We start from the raw sequence: 20413 nt of genomic DNA on the forward strand, positions 1-20413 counted from the left end.
CTGCCGGCCTTGATTGATGGCGGCGGCGGGCGTAACTAGCCGGTCAGGAAACAGGAATATCTCGCCATGACTTATGTCGTCACAGAAAACTGCATCATGTGCAAATACACCGACTGCGTCGAGGTGTGCCCGGTGGACTGTTTCTATGAAGGCGAGAATACGCTGGTGATCCATCCCGACGAATGTATCGACTGCGGCGTCTGCGAACCCGAATGCCCGGCGGATGCGATTCGCCCCGATACCGAGCCCGACATGGAAACCTGGGTCGAGTTCAACCGCAAATATGCCGAGAACTGGCCGGTCATCACCCGCAAGAAGGATCCGATGCCCGGCTATCAGGAAATGGACGGCGCACCCGGCAAGCTGGAAAAATACTTTTCGGAAGCGCCGGGCGAGGGGGATTGAGGCCGGCCATCGGCCTTTGGCCGGTGCAAAAGCGGCTTGCCGGCGGGAAGTGATTCGCGCCGGGCGCGCTTTAATGTGACCGGCGCAATCCGTCAGTCGCCTGATCTTGCAGGAATAATTCCCTATTCGACAGGTCCCGCGCCGCTTTGCAGCGAAGCTTTGAAATGGCGGGATTTTTATGTTATGATCCAGCCGTCTCGCGCCGGTGGGGCCGCTTTGGTGGCTTTGTCGGCGCTGCTGCCACGACCGCCCACCCGGTCAAACGTGCAAGAACAACAATATCTGGCCCGAAAGGGGGGATCGTCCCGCCTTTGGGGTCTTTGTGCCGCGTGGCGGCGCCGCTGTGAAGGAAGCCCAATGTCGAAAGCCAAGAAGACCGAATTCCGTCCCGATGACTTTGTCGTCTATCCGACCCATGGTGTGGGTCGCATCGTTTCGATCGAAGAGCAAGAGGTCGCGGGGCTGCGGCTGGAAATGTTCGTGATCTCATTCGAGAAGGACAAGATGACCCTGCGCGTCCCGACCGCACGGGCGACCGAAATCGGCATGCGCGGCCTGTCGACCCCCGACCTGGTCGAACGGGCGCTGGACACGCTTAAGGGCAAGGCTCGCGTCAAGCGCGCGATGTGGTCGCGCCGCGCCCAGGAATACGAGCAAAAGATCAATTCGGGCGACCTGATGTCGATCGCCGAGGTGGTGCGCGACCTGCATCGCAACGACGACCAGCGCGAGCAGTCCTATTCCGAACGCCAGCTTTACGAAGCGGCGCTGGACCGGCTGACCCGCGAAGTCGCCGCCGTTTCCGGCATGGACGAGGCTGGGGCCCAGAAAAAGGTGGAAACCGTTCTGACCGCGCGCGCCGCCTGAACCACCTGCCGCCGCAATGACTGGGTGCCCGCAGGGGCACCCTTTTTCATGGCGGCGGGCGCTGATCGTGAAGCGGCGTCGGCCCGCAACGGGGCGGGCAGGGGCCGCCCGCCGCAGTTCATCCCAGCGCCGCCAGGATGCGCGCCCAGCTTCGCGCGCCCTTGGCAAAGCTCGCGAGGTCGTATTTCTCGTTCGGGGAATGGATGCGGTCGTCGTCGCGGGCAAAGCCGATCAGCATGCTGTCCATGCCCAGGATTTCCTTGAAATCCCCGGCAATGGGGATCGAGCCGCCGGCGCCGATATAGGCCGCCTCGCGTCCCCATTCCTGGCTTAGCGCCGCCTTGGCCGCGGCAAAGGCCGGGTCCGCGACATCCATGCGGCTGGCCGGGCTTGCGCCATGGTCGTGGAACTCGACCGTGCAATCGGCGGGCAGGGCGGCGCGGACATGGGCGCGGAACGCCGCGCGGATGCGGGCGGGGTCCTGCGTCCCGGTCAGGCGGAAGCTGACCTTGGCGCGGGCCTCGGCCGGCAGGACGGTCTTGAAGCCTTCGCCGGTATAGCCGCCGGTGATGCCGTTGATCTCGAATGTGGGGCGGTTCCAGACCATCTCCAGCCCGGTGCGGCCGGTCTCGCCGACCGGATGCTTCAGCCCGACATGCGACAGGAACCCGGCCGGATCGAAGCCGAGCGCGTCCCAGTCGGCGCGCAATTCCGGCGAAAGGTCCTCGACGCCGTCGTAAAAGCCGGGCAGGGTCACGCGGCCGCTGGCATCCTTGATGGTGGCAAGCGCGTTGACCAGGATCTGGAGCGGGTTCGCCGCCAGCCCGCCGAAACTGCCCGAATGCAGGTCGCGGTCGGCGGCGCGGATCACGATCTCCTCGCCGCAAAGCCCGCGCAGCTGGGTGGTGATGGCCGGGCGGCCGTCGGCATAAAGCCCGGTGTCGCAGATCAGGGCGATGCCGGCGCGCAGCTCATCGGCATTCTCGCGCAGAAAGGGGCGCAGGCTGGGCGAGCCGGATTCCTCCTCGCCCTCGAACAGCAGCACCAGGTCGGTGGGCAGCGCGCCATGCACCGCCTTCCAGGCGCGCACCGCCTCGACGAATGTCATAAGCTGGCCCTTGTCGTCCGAAGCGCCGCGGCCGCGGATCACCTTGCCCTGGGGCGTGTCCTCGACCTGCGGCTCGAAGGGCGGGCGCTGCCACAGGTCCAGCGGATCGACCGGCTGCACGTCGTAATGGCCGTAAAACAGCGCCGGCCGCCTGTCCCCCTTGGGCGAATGGGCAACGACCATCGGGTGGCCGGGCGTGTCCCGGACCGATGCCTGGAAGCCCAGCGACACCAGTTCCGCGCAAAGCCAGTCCGCGGCCCGCCGCACCTCGGCCGCATAGGCCGGGTCGGTCGAAACCGAGGGGATGCGCAGGAATTCCATCAGCCGGTCCAGCGCGTCCGGCAGCCCTTCGTCCAGCGTTGCAAGCACTTCGCCAAGTCTGGATTGATCGGTCATCCTTAACCTTTCCTGATTGATTTTATCAGAGAAAATGCGGCCTTCTTTGGTCTGGGTGCGACATTTTAACGCTGTATTTTCTCTGGCTTGATGCGTATCAAGGTGGGACCCGCGGGATCGCACAATGATCCCCCAAGCGAGCAAGTTCAAGCAAGGCAAGGGATCTGTGATGGACTATTCAGCCGCCCTCGATCAGGCCATCGGCAAGCTGCACGAAGAAGGGCGCTATCGCACCTTCATCGACATCGAACGCCGCAACGGGGCCTTTCCGCAGGCGATCTGGACCCGGCCCGATGGCAGCGAAAGCGAGATCACCGTTTGGTGCGGCAACGACTATCTGGGCATGGGACAGCATCCGGTGGTGCTGGCGGCGATGCACGAGGCGCTGGATTCCACCGGCGCCGGTTCGGGCGGGACGCGCAACATCTCGGGCACCACGATCTATCACAAGCGGCTGGAAACCGAACTGGCCGACCTGCACGGGAAAGAAGCCGCGCTGGTCTTTTCCAGCGCCTATATCGCCAATGACGCGACGCTTTCCACGCTGCGCAAGCTGTTCCCCGGCCTGATCATCTATTCCGACGCGCTGAACCACGCCTCGATGATCGAGGGGATCAAGCGTTTCGACGGCGCCAAGCGCATCTTCCGCCACAACGACCTGGCGCATCTGCGCGAATTGCTGGAAGCCGACGATCCCGACGCGCCCAAGCTGATCGCCTTTGAATCGATCTACTCCATGGATGGGGATTTCGGCCCCATCGCGGCGATCTGCGACCTGGCCGATGAATTCAACGCCCTGACCTATCTGGACGAGGTGCATGCCGTCGGCATGTATGGTCCCCGCGGCGGCGGCGTCGCCGAACGCGACGGGCTGATGGGCCGCATCGACATCTTCAACGGCACGCTGGGCAAGGCCTTCGGCGTCTTCGGCGGCTATATCGCCGCCTCGGCCAAGATGGTCGACGCCATCCGCTCTTACGCGCCCGGTTTCATCTTCACCACCTCGCTGCCGCCGGCGGTGGCGGCCGGCGCCGCGGCCTCGATCGCCTTTCTCAAGACGGCCGAGGGGCAATTGCTGCGCGACCAGCAGCAGTTGAACGCCCGCATCCTCAAGATGCGGCTGCGCGGGCTGGGCATGCCGATCATGGACCATGGCAGCCATATCGTGCCGGTGCATGTCGGCAACCCGATCCATTGCAAGGCGCTGTCGGACATGCTGCTGGCCGATTTCGGCATCTATGTGCAGCCGATCAACTTCCCGACCGTGCCGCGCGGCACCGAAAGGCTGCGTTTCACCCCCTCGCCGGTGCATGATCCCAAGCAGATCGACCTTCTGGTGCGGGCGATGGACAACCTTTGGTCGCAGTGCAAACTGAACCGTTCAACTTCTGCCGCGTGAACGGTTTCGGGGTGAAGACCTCTCGCGCCCGTGATAACCTTGCTTTAATCAAGTTCTGAGAGTCTTCCGATTCGGGGGGCACGCAGCAAAGAATGGGGCAGGCGCAATGATCGGGCTAAGGGGGAATCCCCCGTCCAATGGCCATGAGGAGCCGGCGGCGTTGCCGCCCGGTTTCGACGATCCAGATATTCGTCTCGGTGATCTGATGCGGGGCGAGCGGGCGACGCTGGGCAAGTCGCTGCTGGACGTCCAGCGCGAATTGCGCATCCGCGCCTCTTATGTCGCCGCGATCGAGAATTGCGACATTTCCGCCTTCGACACGCCCAGCTTCATCGCCGGCTATGTGCGGTCCTATGCCCGCTATCTGGGCATGGATGCGGAATGGACCTTTCGCCGCTTCTGCCAGGAATCCGGCTTCCAGCCCACCCATGGCATGGCGCCCTCGGCCGCGGGGCCCAAGCCGCAACGCCGGCCCTCGGACCCGGCCGAGGCGCTGGCCAACCCGCATCCGATCTTCCTGCCGCGGCAGGAAAGCGTCTGGAGCTCGATCGAGCCGCGCGCCATCGGCTCGCTGCTGGTGATGGCGGTTCTTGCCTGCGGGCTGGGCTATGGCGGCTGGGCCGTGCTGCAAGAGGTGCAAAAGGTCAACCTGACGCCCGGCGAACAGGCGCCCGGCGTGATCGCCGCCCTTGACCCGGTGCAAGAGGCGGCGGCACCCGAAACCGTGGATTCGGCCCAGGTCAACCTGCCCCGTCCCGAAGGGCTGGACCGTACCTATCGCCCGCAGGCGCTGGAAGTTCCCGTCCTGATCGCGCGGGACGGGCCGATCGCCGCCATAGATCCGGGGCTGAACGCGCCTGCCATGCAGCCGGAACAGGCCGAACCCGCCATCCGCACAGCCCAAGGCCCGGCCCAGGATCGGGTCTATGGTCCGCAGATGCCGCCGGAACAGGCTGCGGTGCGCACCGTGGCCCCCGACGCCCCCGAGGTCGAGATATTGGCCGCCCGCCCGGCCTGGGTGCGGGTGACTGCGGCCGACGGCACGGTGCTGCTGGAAAAGACCATGGATGCCGGCGAACGCTTCGCGCTGCCCAAGCTGGAGGCGCCGCCGGTGCTGCGCGCGGGCAATTCCGGCGCGGTCTATTTCGCGGTGAACGGCCGCACCTATGGCCCGGCTGCGCCCGGCGCCAAGGTGGTGAAGAATGTGGAACTGTCGCCGACCGCCCTGACCGCGCAATACGTCTTTGCCGATCTTAGCAAGGATCCGCAGCTCGCCGAGATGATGGCCCTCGCCTCGGCCGAGCCGGCCGAGCAGGCTTCGGCGCAAGACTAGGCGCCGCGATCCGCTGGTCACGGCTGCGGCATCGCGCGGCCCGATGACCGCGGCGCGGCTTGCCCGCCGGGCCACATCGGCCTATCTCTGGCGAAGAATCCGCACCCGGCGCAGGAAAAGGCCAGCCCATGACGCATAATCCGATCCGCCCCTGGCGCAATATCGACCGGCGCAAGTCGCGCCGGATCATGGTCGGGAACGTTCCGGTCGGAGGCGATGCGCCGATCAGCGTGCAGACCATGACCAATACCGACAGCTCCGACGTGCGCGCGACGCTGGACCAGATCATCCGCGCCGCCGATGTCGGGGCCGATATCGTGCGCGTCTCGACCCCGGACGAGGCATCGACCCGCGCCCTGAAGGAAATCTGCCGCGAAAGCCCGGTGCCGATCGTGGCCGACATCCATTTCCACTATCGCCGCGCCATCGAGGCGGCCGAGGCAGGCGCGGCCTGCCTGCGCATCAACCCCGGCAATATCGGCGATGCCGTCCGCGTGCGCGAGGTGATCCGCGCCGCCCGCGACCACGGCTGCTCGATCCGCATCGGCGTGAACGCCGGCAGCCTGGAACGCCACCTGCTGGAGAAATACGGCGAACCCTGCCCGGATGCGATGGTGGAATCCGGTCTCGACCACATCAGGATCTTGCAGGACAACGACTTCCACGAATTCAAGATCAGCGTAAAGGCCAGCGACGTCTTCCTGGCCGCCGCCGCCTATCAGCAATTGGCCGAGGCGACGGACGCGCCGATCCACCTGGGCATCACCGAGGCGGGCGGGCTGATGTCGGGCACGGTGAAATCCGCCATCGGCCTGGGCAACCTCTTGTGGATGGGCATCGGCGACACGATCCGCGTCAGCCTGTCCGCCGACCCGGTCGAAGAGGTCAAGGTCGGCTTCGAGATCCTGAAATCGCTGGGCCTGCGCACCCGCGGCGTGCAGATCATCTCTTGCCCCAGTTGCGCGCGCCAGGGCTTCGACGTGATCAAGACGGTCGAGATCCTGGAAAAGCGCCTGGAACACATCAAGACCCCGATGAGCCTGTCGATCATCGGCTGCGTGGTGAACGGGCCGGGCGAGGCGCTGATGACCGATATCGGCTTTACCGGCGGCGGCGCGGGGGCGGGCATGGTCTATCTGGCCGGCAAGCAGAACCACAAGATGACCAATGACCAGATGGTCGACCATATCGTCGAGCTGGTCGAAAAGCGCGCCGCCGAGATCGAGGCCGCGCCACCCGCCGCCGCCGAATAGCGCAAGGGCGGCCCGATGCGCCGCCCTCTGCCATTCACCGTTTTCCAAATACTCACGCCGCCCGCGCAACCCGCCCAGGCGGCAAAGCCTCAGCCCTCGGCCTTGGCCGCTCGCGCGCGGGCGATGGTGCTTTCCAGCCCCTCGGCGGGCATGCCGCGCAGCATCTCGCCCTCGATGATGAAGGTTGGCGTGCCCATGACGCGCATCTGCTCGGCCAATTGGTGGTTCTTGCGCAGCACCGCCGACACCTCTTCGGTATTCATCCGGTTCAGGACCGCCTGGCTGTCCAGGCCAAGCTGGCCGGCCATTTCCGTCAGGCTTTCCAGGTTCACCGGCCCGCGCGACTGCATCAGCGCGTCATGCGCCTTTTTATAGGCATCGGGTCCCGCCTCTTGCTGGACCGCGATGGCAAAGCGCGCGGCCATGTCGCTTTCCTGGGTCAGGATGGGGAACTCCTTGACGATCCACCGGATATTGCCGTCGCTTTCGATCAGATCCTGCACATCCGGGCTGATCCGCTTGCAGACGCCGCAGCGGTAATCGACGAATTCGACCAGGGTCACGTCGCCTTCGGGATTGCCGCCGATCCAGCTATGGCCGTCGTTGAAGATGGCGTCCCTGTTGTTTTCGACCAGCAACTGGTCGTTCTTGGCCTCGTCGGCCATCCGCCGCTCTTCCAGGACGTTGATCGATTCGATCAGCACGTCGGGATTTTCCATCAGGTAATCGCGCACCGCCTCGCCGAAGGCGGCCTTTTCGGCCGCGCTCATATTCGCGGGGTCAAAGGCCAGGGCGGGCAGGGCGGTCGCGGCAAGCAGCGCGGCGGTCAAAACAGCTTTCATCGGCAATCCTCTCCAGGTCCCGACAATTTGACCGCTTGCACAGGGCGTTGCAAGCCGTCGGCCGGGGCATCACGCGGGCTTGACCGGGCGGTCCGCAGGCCCGATACCCGGCCAAAACCACGAGGCATGGCCGACATGAGACAATCCCGCCGCGGGCAGGTCGATCCCTTTATCGTCATGGATGTGATGGAAGCCGCCCGCAAGGCCGAGGCTGAGGGCCGGCGCATCATCCATATGGAGGTCGGCCAGCCCTCGACCCCGGCACCCCAGGCTGCGCGCCGGGCGCTGGCGGCGGCGCTGGACCGGCCGCTGGGCTATACGGTCGCGCTTGGCCTGCCGGAACTGCGCCGGGGCATCGCCGGGCTTTACAAGCGCTGGTATGGGCTGGACCTCGACCCGGCGCGGGTGGTGGTGACGCCGGGTTCCTCGGGGGCTTTCATCCTGGCCTTTTCGGCGCTTTTCGACGCGGGCGAGCGGGTGGCCTTGGGCGAGCCGGGCTATCCCAGCTATCGCCAGATCCTGCGCGCCATGTCGCTGACGCCGGTGGGCATCCCGACCCGGCCCCAGGATCGCTATCAGCCGCGCCCCGACGACCTGCCGACGGATGCGCAGGGGCTGATCCTGGCCTCGCCCGGCAACCCGTCGGGCACCGTTCTGCGGCGCGAGGAACTGGCGGCGCTGACCGCGCGGGCGGCGGAACTGGGCATGAACGTGATCTCGGACGAGATCTATCACGGGCTGGATTACGGCGCGGGCTTCCATTCCGCGCTGGAGGTGACGGACGAGGTCTTTGTCATCAACAGCTTCTCGAAATATTTCAGCATGACCGGCTGGCGCGTAGGCTGGATGGTGGTGCCCGACGGCATGATCCGCACCGTCGAGCGCATCGCCCAGAACATGTTCATCTGCCCGCCCCATGCCAGCCAGGTCGCGGCGCTTGCGGCGCTGGATTGCGTCGACGAGGCCGAGGCGAACCTGGCGGTCTATGCCGAAAACCGCCGGCTGATGCTGGAACGCCTGCCGCAGATGGGCTTTGACCGCATCGCCCCGCCCGAAGGGGCGTTCTACATCTATGCCGATGTGTCGGGCCTGACGACGGACAGCCTAAGCTTTGCCGCGGAAATCCTTGAAAAGGCGGGGGTGGCGGTGACGCCGGGCCTGGATTTCGACCCGCATCGCGGCGCGCGCACCCTGCGCTTCAGCTATGCGGCCGCGACGGCCGAGATCGCCGAGGGGCTGGACCGGCTCGCGGCCTTCATGGCGGCGCGATGAGATGGCTTTGCGCCCTTGTGCTGATCTGGCTGGCGCTGCCCGCGCTGGCTGGTGACGGCGGGCGCCCGGAGGCCGCGACGGTCGATCTGGCGCATTCCGCGCTAGTGGCCGAGGGGCGCGACCGCGGCAAGCCGCGGCCGTTGGAGCTGCGGCTGACGATCAGCCGCCCAGTGCCTTATCGCGTCTATTTCCTGGACGGCCCGCCGCGGCTGGTGGTCGATTTCCGCGAGATCGATTTTTCCGGCAGCGATGCCGATGCGTTGCCGGGCCGCGAACTGATCCCGGCGCTGCGCTGGGGCGGCTTTCGTCCCGGCTGGTCACGGCTGGTGATGGAATTGCCCGGCCCTTACGCGCTGCGCATGGCCGCGCAGACCCCGGCGCAAGCCGGCGGGGCGCTGGTCAAGCTGCGCCTGGATCCGGTGCAGCCAAAGGATTTCGTCACCCGCGGCAATGCCCTGTCGGCGCTGTGGGACCTGCCCGAACCTGCGGCGATCGCCTCGGTGCCGCCGCGGCGCGGGGGTGGGCGGCCGCTGCGCGTGGGGCTGGATCCCGGCCATGGCGGCCATGATCCGGGCGCCCAGGTCGGCGCCATCAGCGAGGCGGCGTTGATGCTGGGCTTTGCCCGCGAACTGACCGAGATCCTGGTCCAGGCCGGGTTCGAGGTCGTCTCGACCCGCCAGGACGACCGCTTCATCCCGCTGGAACGGCGCATGACATTGGCGCGTGCGGCGGGGGCGGACCTGTTCATCTCGCTCCATGCCGATGCGCTGCCGGCGGGCGAGGCGGCGGGCCTGTCGATCTATGTCTGGAACCCGCAGGCCGATGATCGCGCCACCCGCGAACTGGCGCTGCGCCACGACCGCGCCGACCTGCTGGCGGGGCTGGACCTGTCGGGGACCGACGACCAGGTGGCCGATGTGCTGATGGACCTGGCGCGGACCGAGACGCATCCGCGCTCGGAAGCCTTTGCCAAGTTCGCGGTGTCGGAACTGAACCGCGCGGGCATCGCCATGCATCGCCGGCCGGTGCGCGGCGCGGCCTTCTCGGTGCTGAAATCGCCCGACATCCCCTCGGTCCTGGTGGAACTGGGTTTCCTGACCGATCCGGGCGACCGCGCGAACCTGTTCGACCCCGACTGGCGGGCGCAGACGGCGCGGGCGCTGGCACGGGCCATCGGGCTTTGGGCACAGGACGACGCCGCCCGCGCCGCGCTGCTGCGCAAGTAGCGCAAGGTTGCTTTGACGGGCGCGGCCGCGCTGTTTATAGAGGCCCAGCTTATCCCCAGAGGCTTGCCCATTGCTGCGCTTCGTCCTGTCCTTCATCGGCGCGATCTTTTCCTGGTTCGTGACCGCGGTCTTTTTCATCGCCCTGACCGTGGGCGCGGTGTTCTGGATGTATTCGCGCGACCTGCCCAGCCATGAGCAACTGGCGCAATATGCGCCCAAGACCATCAGCCGCGTCTATTCCGGCGAAGGCCGGCTGATCGACGAATTTGCCGAGGAACGCCGCATCTTCGTGCCCATCGACGAAATCCCGCCGCTGGTCAAGCAGGCGTTCGTCAGCGCCGAGGACAAGCATTTCTACAGCCATCATGGCTTTGATCCGATGGGCATGGGCAAGGCGGCGCTGGACGCGGTCCGCTCGGGCGGGCGCAACCTGCGCGGCGCCTCGACCATCACCCAGCAGGTGATGAAGAATTTCCTGCTGTCCAGCGACCGCAGCGTCGAGCGCAAGATCAAGGAACTGATCCTGGCCACAAGGCTGGAATCGACGCTGTCCAAGGACCAGATCCTGGAGCTTTACCTCAACGAGATCTTCCTGGGCCAGAACAGCTTCGGCGTGGCAGCGGCGGCGCAAAGCTATTTCAACAAGCCGCTGACCGAACTTGCCCCGCATGAGGCGGCGACGCTGGCGGCCATGCCCAAGGCGCCCGGCCGCTATCACCCCGTCCGCGCCCGCGAGGCGCTGACCGAGCGGCGCGACTACGTGCTGCGCGAGATGTGGCAGAACGGCTATATCGACCAGCCCACCTATGAGGCCGAGGCCGGGCAGCCGCTGCGTTCGGTGCAGAACGGCGATTTCCCCGCCTTCCAGCAGCAATTGCCGCCGCGCGACTATTTCACCGATGAAATCCGCCGCCAGCTTTCGGCGCAATTCGGCGCCGAGGAATTCTTTGGCGGTGGCCTGGCGATCCGGGCAACCGTCGACCCCCGGCTGCAAAAGCGCGCCGCGCAGTCGCTGCAAAAGGCGCTGGAACAATACGACCGCGGCCGCGGCGTCTGGCGCGGCACCCGCGTCACCATCCCGGCCGAGCAACTGGCCGACGAACAGGGCTGGCGCGCCGCCCTGGCCGAGACCCAGGTGCCGCGCGACATCGAGGGTTGGTTCCCCGCCGTGGTGCTGGCGCTTGGCAAGACGGATGCCACCATCGGCATCGAGGACCAGGACGGCACGGCGACCATCCCGGCCAAGGACGTGCAATGGGCCAGGAAGCGGCGCGCCGACGGCACCCTGGCGCCCAAGGCCCAGGTGGCCTCGGACCTGCTGGATGTGGGCGACGTGGTGCTGGTGCGGCGCATGACCAGCGACAGCGACGGCAGCTTCATCCGCTGGACCCTGCGCCAGGTGCCCGAGGTGCAGGGCGGCTTCATGGCCATGGACGTGAATACCGGCCGGGTCATCGCCATGCAGGGCGGCTTTTCCTATCAAAGCTCGGTCTTCAACCGGGCGACCCAGGCGCAGCGCCAGCCCGGCTCCAGCTTCAAGCCCTTTGTCTATGCGGCGGCGCTGGATTCAGGCTTCAACCCCGCCACCATCGTCGTGGACGAGCCGATCACCGTGAACACGCCGCAGGGGCTGTGGACGCCCAAGAACGCCAGCGGCAAATTCTATGGCCCGACGCCGATGCGCACCGGGATCGAACAGTCCCGCAACCTGATGACCATCCGCATCGCTCAGGGCATCGGCATGGACACGGTGGCGAAATATGCCGAGAAATTCGGCGTTTACGACAATCTCGGCCATTTCCTGGCCAATTCGCTGGGCGCGCAGGAAACCACGCTGTTCAAGATGGTCGCCGCCTATGCCATGTTCGCCAATGGCGGCGAGCGGGTGGAACCGACGCTGGTCGACCGGGTGCAGGACCGCCGCGGCCGCACCATCTATCGCCACGACCGCCGCGACTGCGTGACCTGCGACCAGCCGACCCTGCCGGCGGGCGCCGCCCCGCAGATCCGTTCCAACCGCGAGCGGGTGATGGATGCGATCACCGCCTATCAGCTGACCTCGATGCTGGAAGGGGTGGTCAAGCGCGGCTCGGGGCGCGGCGTCAGCCTGCCGGTGCCGGTGGCCGGCAAGACCGGCACCACCAACGACGCCAAGGATGTGTGGTTCATCGGCTTCACCTCGAACATCGTCGCCGGCTGCTATCTGGGCTATGACCAGCCGCGCACCCTGGGCGCCAACGCCTATGGCGGAACGCTTTGCGTGCCGGTCTTTAACGAATTCATGCAAGAGGCGGTCAAGGAATTCGGCGGCACCGCCTTCAAGGTTCCGCCGGGCGGGCATTTCGTCAATATCGACCGCTTCAGCGGCGCGATCCTGGGCCCGGATGCCAAGGGCGACAATGTGATCGCCGAATATTTCCGCGACGGCCAGGACCTGACCGGGCTGATGCTGGTCGATGGCGGTTTCGGCCGCGCCGATCCGGGCACCTTGCCGCTGTTCACCGAAGGCCGCGACGGCGGGCAAGCGGTGACCACCTCCACCGGCCGCAAGAAGGTGATCCCGAAAAAGGCCGATTTCGGCACCCTGTCCTCGGGCGGGCTGTATTGAGGGCGGGCGCTTGCCGCCGCCCGCCTCCCGCGTTATTTGTCCTGCCCTATCCAGTTTTCCGAACCCAGAGAGTGCCCATGCGCGCCGAAACCCAAGCCACCATCGAGGCGATCCGCAAATCGCTGAAACTGCTTGCGCAGCGTATGGATTGGGAAACCGCGCCGCACCGGCTGGAAGAGCTGAACGCCATGATCGAGGTCGGCGACATCTGGTCCGACCCGGCGCGCGCGCAAAAGCTGATGCGCGACCGCCAGATGCTGTCCGACGCGGTCGAGACCTATCGCCGCATCGAATCCGAACTTGGCGACAATGCCGAGCTGATCGAACTGGGCGAGGCCGAAGGCGACCAAGAAATCGTCGCCGATGCCGAATCGGCGCTGAAATCGCTGGCGGAACTGGCCGCGCAAAAGGAATTGGAGGCGCTGCTGAACGGCGAGGCCGACGGCAACGACACCTTCCTGGAGATCAATGCCGGCGCTGGCGGCACGGAAAGCGCCGACTGGGCCAGCATGCTGGCGCGCATGTATGTCCGCTGGGCCGAGAAAAAGGGCTACAATGTCGAATTGCTGTCCGAAACGCCCGGCGAAGAGGCGGGCATCCGCTCTGCCGCCTACAAGATTTCCGGGCCGAACGCCTATGGCTGGCTGAAGTCGGAATCGGGCGTGCATCGGCTGGTGCGCATCTCGCCCTATGATTCGGCGGCGCGGCGGCATACCTCGTTTTCCTCGGTCTGGGTCTATCCGGTGGTCGATGACAATATCGAGATCACCATCCCCGACAACGAAATCAGGATCGACACCTATCGGTCGTCGGGCGCGGGCGGCCAGCACGTCAACACCACCGATTCGGCGGTGCGCATCACCCACCTGCCGACCGGCATCGTCGTGACCAGTTCGGAAAAGTCGCAGCACCAGAACCGCGCCAACGCCATGGCGGCGCTCAAGGCGCGGCTTTATCAACTGGAACTGGACAAGCGCAACGCCGCGATCAACGCCCAGCACGAAGCCAAGGGCGATGCCGGCTGGGGCAACCAGATCCGCTCTTACGTGCTGCACCCCTATCAGATGGTAAAGGACCTGCGCACCAGCCACGAGACCTCGGACACCCAGGGGGTGCTGGACGGGGCGCTGGACGCCTTCATGGCCGCAACCCTGGCGCTGGATGTCGCCGGCAAGTCGCGGGCCGAGGCGCAGGCCGAGGACTGACCGCCGCGGCCTTTTTGCGCGGCCGCAGGGGTATTTCGGCAACGAAGAAGCGCAAGCTTGCGCATTGCCGCACGGCTAAGATCGTTCCTGCCGCGGGTCCGGCCCGTGTTCATCTTGCTTGTGCAAGCCCATTAGGACGAGCTGTCGCGGCACGGCGCGCGGCTTTGCCATGATCGCCAGGACGGTCCGTCGCCTTTCGCGGCTGTAGGACCGGCAGGACGGCGTTGCGGGGAGGGTGAGAGGCTGGACAACGACCCAAGCGGGACTCGTTACGGCTGCTTCCTTCCGGACCTGACCGGGTTGGCGAGGCGCTTGCCCGCGCCAACCTCTCGCCGCCTAGATAGGCGCGGGCGCGGCGGGATGCAAGCGCCTGGCGCTTACAGATGCAACCGCAGGCGCAGGAAACCGTCGGGGCCGATCCCGGCCGGCTCGACCGGGGCGGCCAGATCGTCCAGGAAACGGGCGGCGGCCGGCCCGGTCTCGAACAGGACCGACGTGCCGGGCAGGGGGCGAAAGCTCCAGCCGGCATCGGATTGCGGCGCAAGCACCCGGCGGCGCGCGACATAGCGGCGCAAGACATCGCGCGTGCGCAGCCCGCTGTCCAGCACCAGCGGCCGGTTCGCGACCACCGGCGCGAAAAGCCCGCAATCGGACAGGCGGAAGCTGTTGGTCGCCAGCACAAAGGGCTGGTCCGGCGCCACCGGCCGTCCGCGATGGGTCAATGCGCCGACCCGCTGCGAATCGGCATGCAGCAACCGGCCGTCGGGGCCGTGGCGGGCGGGCTGGCTTAGGTCGATCTGCCAGTCCAGCCCGTCGATCACGTCGAAATTGTAGCTGGGAAAGTCCGGGTCGATCAGCGGCTGGTCGGCCTGGCCCGGCCGCACCTGCAAGAACATGCTGGCCGAGCGTTCCAGCCAGTCGCGCAAATCGTCCCCCGTCAGGCGCAGGGCGCAGATCCGGTTCGGAAACAGGTAAAGATCGGCGATGCTGCGCAGCGTCAGCCGCCCGGCCGGCACGTCGGTATAATGCTGCGGCCCGCCGCGCCCGCCGGCGCGAAACGGGGCGGCGGCCGAAAGGATCGGCAAGCCCTGCCAATGCGTGCCGCGCAGCGCGCGACGCACATGCCAGCGCTGCGCCATCGCCACCAGCCGCAGGCCCGGATCCTGGCCGATCAGCGCGAAATAGCTGCTGAGCGGCTGGCCCGTGCGGCCGATTCGACGATGCAGATGCCGCAGGGTCCGGCGATGCGCGGCGACGGCCGGGCCGGCGACGGCCGGGTGGTCACGCTCGGCCTGGACAGGCAGGGCGCGGCAGGTGAAATCGGCGATGCGCCAGCCGCCATCCTGCCGCTCCAGCCGCAGGTCGATCACTCCCAGATGCGAGCCCCAGAAGCCGGGCATGACGGCGGGCTTGCCGGCCAGGGTGCCGCGCCGCGCGTCGATGCCGGGCCCCTGCGGATGGCCCGGCGACGGAAAGACCCGGTGCGTATGGCCGGCCACCACCAGATCGATGCCCGGCAGGGCCGCCAGGGCCGTCGCGGCGTTTTCCATCATCGGGGCCGGCGCCAGCGGGCCGATGCCGCTATGGGCCAGCGCCACGACCAGGTCCGCGCCTTGCCGGCGCAGCGTGGCGATGCCGTCCTGCGCGGCCAGCAGGATGTCGTGGATCTGGATCTCGGGCTTCAGCCCCGGCTCCCAGGCCAGGGTTTGCGGCGGCAAAAAGCCCAGCACGCCGATGCGCAGCGCGTGGGGCTTGCCGTCCTGGTCCCGAAACTGCCGGTCAAGCAGAAGATGGCGTTGCACCGGCAAGGGACGGCGCGGGTCCAGGTTGGTCGAGACGACGGGAAAGCGCGCGCCCGCCAGGGTGCGGCGCAGATGTGCCAGGCCAAAGCTGAAATCATGGTTGCCCAGCGTGGCCGCGTCATAGCCAAGCGCATTCATCGCGGCGATGGCGGGATGGGGCAGGCGCGGGCCAAAGGGTTCGGACTCGGCCAGGTAATCGCCCATCGGGCTGCCTTGCAGCCCGTCGCCATTGTCAAAGAGCAGGCAGTTCTGCGCCTCGGCCCGCGCCCGCGCGATCAGCGCCGCCGCCCGCGACAGGCCGATCCGGGCCGAAGGCCGATCCGCCAGGTAGTCATAGCCCAGCACATGCATGTGCAGGTCCGTCGTGGCCAGGATGCGGACCGCAAGCGTGTCGGTCCGGGAATGCGGCGTCAGGGGCGGGGAAGTGCAAATCATGCCGCATGAATGCAGACAATTAACCCATATTACAATCCTGGATTGCATTTCATGCCAGATCCGATGCTATCGGTCCTCAAGCCGTGGACTTGCATGCCGCGAGCCGACATGGGATTACCCAGCCCAGGCGCCGCATTTTTGTTTAATCGACCGGATCAGCGATGAAATTTTCGACCCGACAGGATATCGACCTTTCCGCCGAGGCGCTGTTTCGCGCCGCCAGCGATTTCCCTGCCATCGAGCGGCTGCTGGTGCGGCGCGGCGCCACGGTGCGGCGGCTGGACGACATGGCCGAGCCGGGGGTGGGGCAGCGCTGGCTGATCGGCTTTGACTGGCGGGGCCGGCATCGCGAGGTGACGGCCCAGGTCGCCCGGCTGGATGCGCCCGAACTGGTGGTCATCCAGGGCGATTCCGAACAGTTCGACCTGACCATCCGCATGACCGTGGTGGCGCTGACCCGGTCCAAGTCGCGGATGATCTTCGAGACCGAGGCGCAGCCCCGCAGCATGAAGGCCCGGCTGCTGGTGCAGACCGCCAAGCTGGGCAAGGCCCAGCTTGACCGCAAGTTCGCGCGCCGCGTCGGCGAGTTCGTCAACCAGATCGCCAGCGGCGCGCATGCCTAAGCCGGGGCGCGCCCGGCCTAGCCGGCCGCGGCCAGCGATTGCGCGGCGCGTAGCGGATCGGCCGGATAGACGCCCAGGATGTTCAGGCTGGAGGTGAAATAGGCCAGTTCCTCCAGCGCGCGGGCGACATGGGCATCTTCGGGATGCCCCTCGATATCGGCATAGAACTGCGTCGCGGTGAAGACGCCATCCACCATATAGCTTTCCAGCTTGGTCATGTTGACGCCGTTGGTGGCAAAGCCGCCAAGCGCCTTGTAAAGCGCGGCCGGAATGTTGCGCACCCGAAAGACGAAGCTGGTCATCATCACCGTCCCGCCCTGGGCATTGGTGCGGCGGCTGAAATCGGGCTGGCGCGCCATGACCAGGAAGCGGGTGGTGTTGTTCTGCCGGTCCTCGATCCCCGAGGCGAGTTCCTCAAGCCCGTAGATCTCGCCCGCCAGCGGGGCGGCCAGCGCGGCGACCGCGGGCTCGGCCCGGCGCGCGACTTCCAGGGCCGAGCCGGCGGTATCGGCGCCGACGACGCTGCGGATGCCGTGGCGGCGCAGAAAGCCGCGGCACTGGCCCAGAAGCACCGGATGGCTCATGGCTTCGGTGATGTCGGAAAGCTTGGCGCCCGGCACCGCCAACAGGCTGATGCGCACCCGCACGAAACCTTCGTCGATGATGTGCAGCCCGGTTTCGGGCAGCAGGTGGTGGATGTCGGCGACCCGGCCATAGGTCGAGTTCTCGACCGGCAGCATCGCCAGTTCCGCCCGGCCGCCGCGCACCGCCTCGATCGTGTCCTCGAAGGTGCGGCAGGGCAGGGCCTCCATCTGCGGGCGATAGAAGCGGCAGGCCTGGTGGCTATAGGCGCCCGGCTCGCCCTGGAATGCGATGACGTTCTGGGTCGCGGTGTCGGTCATGGGTCATTTCCTGGCTGGGGGCGCGCGCGCCCGGCCCGTGTCGAGGCGGCATCTGCGCCGGTTTTGTGCTTTGCGGGGGACAACTACACCTTGAACCGATGGAACAGAAGCGGGTAGATACGGCCTAACGCACGAACAGACCCAGGGAACCCACAGATATGTTCGATACGATGACCGTCACCAAGGCAGCCGGGGCGCTGATCGGCTCGCTTCTTTTCCTCTTGCTGATGAGCTGGGCGGCATCGGGCATCTTTCACGTCGGCACCGCGGGCCATGGCGGCGAGGGCGAGGAGATTGTCCAGGCCTATACCATCCCCGTCGAGGATGCCGGCGCTGACGCCGAGGAAGCCGTCGAAGAAGGCCCCGATTTCGCCACCGTCATGGCTTCGGCCGATGCCGCGGCGGGCGAAAAGGTGTTCGGCAAGTGCAAGGCTTGCCACAAGCTGGACGGCAAAGACGGCGTGGGCCCGCATCTGAACGGCGTGGTCGGCCGCACCGTCGCCAGCGTCGAAGAGTTCAACTATTCCGACCCGATGAAGGAACATGGCGGCGACTGGACGCCCGAGGCGCTGGAAGAGTTCCTGGCCAGCCCGAAAACCGTGGTCAAGGGCACCAAGATGGCCTTTGCCGGCCTGCCCAAGGTCGAAGATCGCGCCAACCTGATCGCCTATCTGGAAGGTCAGCAGTAAACCGCCCCATGCGGCAAGCCGGGCGCCCCCTTCGGGGCGCCTTTTTCATTGGCCGCGCGGGGTCTTGGCGTGGCGGATCACGCATTTGCATGTTGAACCGGGGCCAAGGGCTGCTAGCCTTGGCGCGCCGCCGGCGGCCGGCCGGCGCAGCAAGACCGGAACAAGGATCGACAAGTGCCGATGATGATGCGTTTCCTGCGACATGCCCCGATGGTTGCAATCCTGGCGCTGCTGCCGGGCTGGTCCCTGGCCCAGGACGACCCATCCGCGAAAACCATCCGCTCGCACGGCATCTCGGTCTTTGGCGAGCCTGAACTGCCGGCGGATTTCCCGCATCTGCGCTATGTGAACCCGCAAGCGCCCAAGGGCGGCGAGATTTCGGAATGGTTCAGCGGCGGCTTTGACAGCTACAACCCCTATACCCATCGCGGCCGCGCCGCCATGCTGTCGAACGCCATGCTGGAACCGCTGATGGAAAGCGTCGCCGACGAGATCGGCACCGCCTATTGCCTGCTTTGCGAGACCATCGAATATCCCGAAAGCCGCGACTGGGTGATCTTTCACCTGCGCCCCGAGGCGAAATTTTCCGACGGCACGCCGCTGACCGCGCATGATGTGCTGTTTTCCTTTGAACTGCTGCGCGACAAGGGCCTGTCGTCATATCGCACGATCATTTCCAAGATCGTCGCCAAGGCCCAGGTGATCGACGACCACAGCATCAAGTTCATCTTCCGGCCCGATTACCCGCGCCGCGACGTGATCCAGTCGGTCGGGGGCCAGATCGTCTTCTCGCGCGAGGATTTCCGCAAGAACAAGCGCGACATCGAACAGTCCAGCGATACGCCCTTCGTCGGCTCGGGTCCCTATATGTTCGACCGGGCCGATGCCGGCCGCTCGATCACCCTGCGGCGCAATCCCGACTATTGGGGCAAGGACCTGCCGATCAATGCCGGGCGCCACAATTTCGACCGGATCCGCATCGAATATTTCGGCGATTACGACAGCGCCTTCGAGGCGTTCAAGGCCGGCGTCTATACGTTTCGCAACGAGGCAAGCTCGATCCACTGGGCGACGCGTTATGATTTCCCCGCCGTCCAGTCCGGTGCGGTCCGGAAAGAGACGCTGGCCGACGGCAGCATCGCCAGCGGCCAGGGCTGGGTCTTCAACCTGCGCCGGCCCAAGTTCCAGGACATCCGCGTGCGCCAGGCGATCGGGCTGATGTTCAACTTCGAATGGTCGAACGAGACGCTGTTCTACGGGCTTTACAAGCGCGTCAACTCGCCCTGGGAAGGCAGCCCGCTGATGGCCGAGGGCGCGCCCAGCCAGGCGGAACTGGCGCTGTTGGAGCCGCTGGCCAAGGATCTGCCGCAGGGTGTGCTGACCGAGGACGCGGTGCTTCAGCCGGTGTCGGGCAAGTCCCAGCTTGACCGCCGCAACATGCGCCAGGCCGCCAGTCTTCTGGACGAGGCGGGCTGGAAGCCCGGCGCCGACGGGATGCGCCGCAATGCCCAGGGGCAGCCGCTGCGGGTCGAGTTCCTGAACGACAGTGCCACATTCGACCGCGTGATCAATCCCTTCGTCGAGAATCTTCGCGCAATCGGCATCGACGCGGTCAACCTGCGGGTGGACGATGCGCAATTGACGGCGCGCACCCGCAGCCATGATTTCGACATCGTGACCGACCAGCTTGCGCAGGGCTATTTCCTGACCGGCGATACCGAGCAGACCTTTGGCTCGGAAAACGTGGGCGATGTGTTCAACGCCATGGGCATGGCCAACCCGGCCGTCGACCGGCTGATCCAACTGGGCATCGCGGCGACCACCCAGGAAGAGATGACCACCGTGGCGCATGCGCTGGACCGCAGCCTGCGCGCGCAGCATTTCTGGGTGCCGCAATGGTACAAGGCCGAACACACGGTCGCCTATTACGACATCTTCGGCCATCCCGAGACCTTGCCGCCCTATGCGCTGGGTGAGCTTGATTTCTGGTGGTATGACGCGGATAAGGCAGAAAAGCTGAAACAATCCGGCGCGCTGCGCTAGGCCCA

At 66.3% G+C, this 20413-nt stretch carries 16 protein-coding genes and 1 other RNA gene; 12 read left to right on the forward strand and 5 right to left on the reverse strand.

The features are described from left to right. The first annotated feature begins 66 nt into the window (after positions 1-66). On the forward strand, positions 67-405 hold the full coding sequence (fdxA, locus tag F3H32_RS01990; protein ID WP_115755298.1) for a ferredoxin FdxA: 339 nt from the start codon (positions 67-69) through the stop codon (positions 403-405). Between the two features lie 357 nt (positions 406-762). Then, positions 763-1272 (forward strand): CarD family transcriptional regulator, encoded by a 510-nt coding sequence (locus tag F3H32_RS01995; protein ID WP_036749634.1) that lies wholly within the window; start codon positions 763-765, stop codon positions 1270-1272. 118 nt (positions 1273-1390) lie between these two features. Here F3H32_RS01995 and F3H32_RS02000 read toward each other — a convergent pair whose 3' ends face one another. Continuing rightward, entirely contained in the window at positions 1391-2776 is a 1386-nt protein-coding gene (locus F3H32_RS02000; RefSeq protein WP_149763943.1) for a M20/M25/M40 family metallo-hydrolase, read from the reverse strand. Positions 2777-2945: 169 nt separating this feature from the next. On the opposite strand from F3H32_RS02000, the gene hemA reads away from it, so the two are divergent. The 3 genes from hemA to ispG all read left to right on the forward strand — a co-directional run bounded on the left by hemA (position 2946) and on the right by ispG (position 6761). Beyond that, positions 2946-4175 carry a 5-aminolevulinate synthase gene (hemA, locus tag F3H32_RS02005; RefSeq protein ID WP_149763945.1) on the forward strand — a complete coding sequence of 410 codons (1230 nt, stop codon included), beginning with the start codon at positions 2946-2948 and terminating at the stop codon, positions 4173-4175. A gap of 106 nt (positions 4176-4281) precedes the next feature. Then, positions 4282-5508, forward strand: a complete 1227-nt coding sequence (locus F3H32_RS02010; protein ID WP_115755301.1) for a helix-turn-helix domain-containing protein — start codon at positions 4282-4284, stop codon at positions 5506-5508. A gap of 128 nt (positions 5509-5636) precedes the next feature. Continuing rightward, positions 5637-6761, forward strand: coding sequence for a flavodoxin-dependent (E)-4-hydroxy-3-methylbut-2-enyl-diphosphate synthase (ispG, locus tag F3H32_RS02015; protein WP_149763947.1), 1125 nt, complete (start codon positions 5637-5639; stop codon positions 6759-6761). An 89-nt stretch (positions 6762-6850) separates the two neighbouring features. Here the strand turns inward: ispG and F3H32_RS02020 are convergent, their stop codons facing one another. After that, positions 6851-7603 (reverse strand): DsbA family protein, encoded by a 753-nt coding sequence (locus F3H32_RS02020; protein ID WP_149763949.1) that lies wholly within the window; start codon positions 7601-7603, stop codon positions 6851-6853. A 135-nt stretch (positions 7604-7738) separates the two neighbouring features. Here F3H32_RS02020 and F3H32_RS02025 point away from each other — a divergent pair, with 135 nt between their 5' ends. From F3H32_RS02025 to prfB, 4 genes are all read left to right on the forward strand, one after another. Continuing rightward, a complete protein-coding gene (locus F3H32_RS02025) occupies positions 7739-8875 on the forward strand; it encodes a pyridoxal phosphate-dependent aminotransferase (protein WP_149763951.1) in 1137 nt (378 codons plus the stop codon). Further along, positions 8872-10101, forward strand: a complete 1230-nt coding sequence (locus F3H32_RS02030) for an N-acetylmuramoyl-L-alanine amidase (protein WP_149763953.1) — start codon at positions 8872-8874, stop codon at positions 10099-10101. The genes F3H32_RS02025 and F3H32_RS02030 overlap by 4 nt, the downstream gene beginning before the upstream one ends. Before the next feature lie 70 nt (positions 10102-10171). Beyond that, positions 10172-12709, forward strand: a complete 2538-nt coding sequence (locus F3H32_RS02035; protein ID WP_149763955.1) for a penicillin-binding protein 1A — start codon at positions 10172-10174, stop codon at positions 12707-12709. A 77-nt stretch (positions 12710-12786) separates the two neighbouring features. Then, on the forward strand, positions 12787-13914 hold the full coding sequence (gene prfB, locus F3H32_RS02040) for a peptide chain release factor 2 (protein ID WP_149763958.1): 1128 nt from the start codon (positions 12787-12789) through the stop codon (positions 13912-13914). 234 nt (positions 13915-14148) lie between these two features. On the opposite strand, the gene ffs is transcribed toward prfB, so the two are convergent. Both ffs and F3H32_RS02050 read right to left on the reverse strand, forming a co-directional pair. Next, positions 14149-14245: signal recognition particle sRNA small type (ffs, locus tag F3H32_RS02045), an RNA gene on the reverse strand. 46 nt (positions 14246-14291) lie between these two features. Further along, positions 14292-16151, reverse strand: a complete 1860-nt coding sequence (locus tag F3H32_RS02050; protein WP_149763959.1) for a bifunctional 2',3'-cyclic-nucleotide 2'-phosphodiesterase/3'-nucleotidase — start codon at positions 16149-16151, stop codon at positions 14292-14294. A 161-nt stretch (positions 16152-16312) separates the two neighbouring features. Between F3H32_RS02050 and F3H32_RS02055 the strand changes: the two genes are divergently transcribed. Next, positions 16313-16774: an SRPBCC family protein gene (locus F3H32_RS02055; RefSeq protein ID WP_115755307.1), complete on the forward strand. Its 462-nt coding sequence runs from the start codon at positions 16313-16315 to the stop codon at positions 16772-16774. A 17-nt stretch (positions 16775-16791) separates the two neighbouring features. Here the strand turns inward: F3H32_RS02055 and F3H32_RS02060 are convergent, their stop codons facing one another. After that, on the reverse strand, positions 16792-17676 hold the full coding sequence (locus F3H32_RS02060; protein ID WP_149763961.1) for a prephenate dehydratase: 885 nt from the start codon (positions 17674-17676) through the stop codon (positions 16792-16794). Between the two features lie 158 nt (positions 17677-17834). Here F3H32_RS02060 and F3H32_RS02065 point away from each other — a divergent pair, with 158 nt between their 5' ends. Beyond that, positions 17835-18365, forward strand: coding sequence for a c-type cytochrome (locus F3H32_RS02065; protein ID WP_149763963.1), 531 nt, complete (start codon positions 17835-17837; stop codon positions 18363-18365). Between the two features lie 180 nt (positions 18366-18545). Beyond that, a complete protein-coding gene (locus F3H32_RS02070) occupies positions 18546-20408 on the forward strand; it encodes an extracellular solute-binding protein (RefSeq protein ID WP_149764217.1) in 1863 nt (620 codons plus the stop codon). Positions 20409-20413: the final 5 nt, after the last annotated feature.

The organism is Paracoccus thiocyanatus (assembly GCF_900156255.1).
GTDB classification, from domain to species: Bacteria; Pseudomonadota; Alphaproteobacteria; order Rhodobacterales; family Rhodobacteraceae; genus Paracoccus; species Paracoccus thiocyanatus.